Annotated in this window: 4 protein-coding genes; all 4 read left to right on the forward strand. The window is 42.6% G+C overall.

Going from position 1 to position 4,526, the window contains the following annotated elements:
- The first annotated feature begins 219 nt into the window (after window positions 1-219).
- From PHG87_07480 to PHG87_07495, 4 genes are read left to right on the forward strand one after another with little or no spacing between them, the layout of a single operon-like run.
- Window positions 220-657, forward strand: a complete 438-nt coding sequence (locus PHG87_07480) for a hypothetical protein (protein ID MDD5478016.1) — start codon at window positions 220-222, stop codon at window positions 655-657.
- Complete coding sequence (locus PHG87_07485; GenBank protein MDD5478017.1) at window positions 657-2,054, forward strand: DnaB-like helicase C-terminal domain-containing protein; 1,398 nt, start codon at window positions 657-659, stop codon at window positions 2,052-2,054. The genes PHG87_07480 and PHG87_07485 overlap by 1 nt, the downstream gene beginning before the upstream one ends.
- Window positions 2,041-2,337: a hypothetical protein gene (locus PHG87_07490; GenBank protein MDD5478018.1), complete on the forward strand. Its 297-nt coding sequence runs from the start codon at window positions 2,041-2,043 to the stop codon at window positions 2,335-2,337. The genes PHG87_07485 and PHG87_07490 overlap by 14 nt, the downstream gene beginning before the upstream one ends.
- Entirely contained in the window at window positions 2,338-3,882 is a 1,545-nt protein-coding gene (locus PHG87_07495; protein ID MDD5478019.1) for a DEAD/DEAH box helicase, read from the forward strand. It abuts the gene before it with no gap.
- Window positions 3,883-4,526 lie beyond the last annotated feature (644 nt).

Raw genomic sequence — 4,526 nt, forward strand, 5'->3', positions numbered from 1 at the left:
CAAAAACCAGTTGCCTTGCCATATACAACTTATACCGAATTTTACCCCGCCTGGGGTCTTTACTTCATGTAATAACTTGGTATATGTTATGATATGGTTTAATTTGTTGGGTTGTTTCCTCCAAATAGATATACGATTATGAGTGGATTCGCGGGCGTTTTCGCCCATAATCGTATATCTTGGTGTTGGTTGGAATGTAGTTTGTTTGGAGTATTTAGGATGAAAACACCAGAAGAAATGTCGGAGGACGAACTTAGGGTACTAAAGGCAAGAGTGGATAATTTGTTGGGTAATAACAACAAATCATCTAGGGATATAGTGTTTATGCGGTATATCTTGGAATTAGCTTCAGAACCCCCTAGTTCTGTTGCAGCACCATCATTATGCTCTTGTTTTGATAAGGGGTATCCACACCTAATGGAATTTATAGAGTCTATTGGTCCACTTGACAATAGGCAAAAATTGATTGCAATGAAAATGTGTGCGAATCTCATTGTTGGTCAGTTAAGGGAGATGGATATTCCAGTTAGTGTAAAGACTATATGTAATTGTATGCAAAGGATTAGGGATATTTTTGATAGGGCCTTTCCTGGGTATATTGAGTCTGGGCTGGTCGGCTTTGTCTATAGTGTAAATGAGCAAAACGGAGAGTCATAATGGATCGGTTAGGTTTTACAATGCAAGAGAATCTTCTGTATCTTATGGCGTATGATACAGAATCGGCGAAAACAATACATACGGTAATTCCACTATCTATGTATGATGGGGCATATAGGTTAGTAATGGAATCACTGTATAACTACTATAGGCGATATGATGTTTGCCCAGAGGACCATTTGATAGACTTGTGCGTTATACTTAAGAGCGGACACCCTAAAAGTATCCAGGACATTACCGATATACTCGAATCGGTATTGGAAACAAGGCGGAGTGGTGGGGTAAATGCCTCTTTTGTGATGGATCAATTAGGCGATTTTGTTAGGGCACAAAGACTAAAATCGTCCATTTTAATGGCCGCTGATACATTACAAGAGGGCGACCTTGATAAGGCGGAAGAGGCACTTAGGAAAACATTAGGTGAAAGCACTATAACATCTTTTGACCCAGGGACTATATTCGGCACACCAGACTCGCTTGAGTTTATGATAGATGATGCTGAAGTAGTCATTCCTACTGGGGTGAAAAGTCTTGACGTGTATAAGCTAGGGCCTACAAAGAAAGAAATGATGCTGTTCATTGCGCCACCGAAAAAGGGTAAATCATGGTGGCAAGTGCACTTGGGGAAAATGGCCTTAATGAGTGGATATACTGTAGTGCATATAACCCTTGAAATGTCTGAACATAGGGTGATCCAACGATATGTTCAGGCTTTATTCTCTATGTCAAAACACCCTAGTAGTTTCAGGTCAGTAAAGTTCTCTACTAATAAGTTTGGGCAACTTGTTGGCTTTGATATAGTGGAAAGGCACGATAATAAATCATTACATGATAGTGGTATCTACAAGTGGGTTGCGAAACAAACGAAAAGGATTCGGCCCCCTCTTGTTGTTAAAGAGTTTCCCACTGGGGAGTTGACCCCTCAACAATTAGATGCGTATTTGAACACCCTTGGGCAACAAAAGGGCATTGTTCCCGATTTACTCATTGTGGATTATCCAGACCTTATGCGTATTCCCACTAATACATATAGGCTGGAATTGGGTAACATATACAAAGCACTTAGGGGGATTGCAGTAAAATATAACTTGGCATTGTCTGTTGTCAGTCAATCCAATAGGGCTTCGGTGTCGGATAGTACGACTACGGCAGAAATGGTAGGGGAGGACTACTCTAAAATTGCGACTGCTGATTCGGTGTTAACGTACAGTCAAACCCAAGCGGAGAAAGCCTATGGTTTAGCACGATTGAGCGTAGATAGGTCGAGGAACGAAATGGATGGGTACATAGTGGTAATATCCCAGAATTATGTATTTGGGCAATTTTGCCTAAGGGATGTTGCCATGAGGCAAAAGTATTGGAACCTAATTAGGGAGTATTCCGATGAAAATGAGTGAGCAAGATTTGCAGAAAGCCTTTATAGCAGAGCAAGTGACCCGCCAGCGTAGACTTGCTGTTGAGCAAGCCCAAGTAAACATGGCATTTAGCATTGCCATGTTTAGGGCAGAGTGTTCAAAACAATTTCTTAATACAATGTTAGGGGGTGAAGGGCCCTGGGATGAAGAGACTATAGTTAACGAAAAGGTTCAGTTGGCTGTATCATATGCAGACGCTCTAATTAGGGAATTGCAGAGTGATGATTCTCCGATAAGGTTGCCAAGAGTAAATATGGGGGGATAAATGATAAGTAAAGAGGCTATATATGATTACGTAAATAGGGACTTGGGCAACATAGAGGCGGAAAAGCTCCAATTAGAATATACTTGTTATAATCAGTTGGAGCTTTTGAACCCCAAACCAAGGTTTAAGACAAAGCCCTATAGACATCAATTGGTTTCGTTTCTGATTAGTTTACACTATGACAATTTGCTATTGTTCATGGATATGGGCATTGGCAAAACAAAGGTAATGCTTGACACTTTTTCCTACTTACGGAAGCTAGGCAAAAGAAAGAGGGCATTAGTGTTAGTGCCTACTATAAACACATTAGATGTATGGGAAAGAGAATGTTTGAAGCATACGCCCCACTTGCGAATAAGCACTTGTGAGGGTTCTCCGGCAGAAAGGTATCGGATATTCTGGAAGAAAAACACGGATATAGTTGTAATAACCTATGCCGGTTTGACTAGGATGTTTACAGTACCCAAGGTAAAAGGTGCTAGGTCTCTTGTCGCTAATGTTAAATCTATAGGGGAAAGATTCGATTTTGTTGTGTATGATGAATGCACAGCGCTTAAGAGTCATAACACTAAAATATCATCTATTGCAAGAGAACTAGTTAGGCAAATACCCCGTAGATATGGTTTGACCGGGACACCCATAGGATCGACAGTGGAAGATTTATGGGCACAAGCATTTGCAGTTGACGGGGGAAAAGCGTTCGGCAATACTTTGGGGTTGTTTCGGGCTGCTTTTTTTAAACCAAAGAGAACCCCTTGGGGTGTTAAGTGGGTGTTTAAGAGAAACACAATGCGCCAAGTGAACCGAATAGCCCGGAGTGTTTCCATTAGATACCTAGCGGAAAATTGTGTCGATTTGCCGGAAACAGTGTCGATAGAACATGTAGTTCCAATGCCCGATGACGTGAAGAAACACTATGATAAAGCATTGGATGATATAATGGAAGTGGTCGATGATTCTGGAAGGGTAAATACCCAAGTAATAGCAAATAAGTTTAATCACTTATGGTCATTATCTAGTGGCTTTTTGACCCATAAGGGTGATGATGGTATAGTGGTAAAAGCCCCATTAACAAACATGAAAATACCGATGCTGTTGGAGATATTGGATGGAATACCGAAATATGACCAAGTGGTTATTTTCCACCATTATATTTACTCTGGAAAGTGGATAGAGTCGGCGCTAATCGAGCAAGGGCATAATTGTGTTTGGGTCTATTCTGGAACTAAGGGCAAAAAGGCTAAATTGGACTCTTTCTATAGTGGAAAAACACGTATCCTTGTGATAAACGACCAATCTGGGGCTCTTGGGTTAAACTTGCAGAACTCCAATAGGGTTATTTTCTACGAAACCCCTGTTTCCCCTATAGTATGGCAACAGGCGGTCAAAAGGTGCCATAGGATAGGTGGAAACAGAAAGGTGTTTTATCACTATATTTTGACAGAGGGCTCTGTCGACCATCAAATACTTGGCAATGTGAAACGTGGACGGAACCTATTGCGCGACCTAATGCGCGGGAGGGAAACATCATTGGGTATAAAGTAAATCACCTAATGCGCCGCGCCGTGAAAGCCATTCTGTTATGTACCCATAATGGGGGATTGGTAAGCTCAAGGCGCCGCGCCATGAAAGCCTAATTTATAGTGCAGAACGACTAAATAAGCGTTCCTTGACAAGTAACTATAATGGGGGAGTCGGTGGCCCATATTACGTACTAGAGAATACCAAGCGGACACCTTGGTAGTCAAGACTTTGGGATTTTTTTGTTCGTCGTAAGTGCTTATTCCGTAGGCACTTGTGACTTTATTCGGATCGGACCCCCCAGTGGCGGGATTGACTTCCCTGTCCCCCTAGTGATAATGGGTAATAGAGTAAGGAAGCTTGTGAGGGGATAACGGGTCCAAGGATGGGTAGGCCGATGGGATCGGCCGATACGGGTTGGTAGCCCTCCGTATCCGGGCCTTATGGCCGCACGATGCAAGCTGTTTGAAAATTGAGAGCGACGGGTGCCACCAAGGCTAGGTGGTGGACCGGAACATAGCCCGGACCCGATAGCCTCAACCTAAGCAACCCAAAGCAACCGAACACCCTACTGGGGAGTTTCCCCAGTAGGGTGTTTCATTATACCCCCTTCAACAAAAGAGGGTATAATGAAACACCCTATAGGTACGTAGGGCGTGTAAGGGTTG

The organism is Candidatus Omnitrophota bacterium, assembly GCA_028716245.1.
Lineage (GTDB): Bacteria > Omnitrophota > Gorgyraeia > Gygaellales > Profunditerraquicolaceae > UBA6249.

Coding starts and splice junctions, on each gene's coding strand:
- PHG87_07480 (MDD5478016.1), top strand. CDS start 220: ATGAAAACACCAGAAGAAATGTCGGAGGACGAACTTAGGGTACTAAAG.
- PHG87_07485 (MDD5478017.1), top strand. CDS start 657: ATGGATCGGTTAGGTTTTACAATGCAAGAGAATCTTCTGTATCTTATG.
- PHG87_07490 (MDD5478018.1), top strand. CDS start 2,041: ATGAAAATGAGTGAGCAAGATTTGCAGAAAGCCTTTATAGCAGAGCAA.
- PHG87_07495 (MDD5478019.1), top strand. CDS start 2,338: ATGATAAGTAAAGAGGCTATATATGATTACGTAAATAGGGACTTGGGC.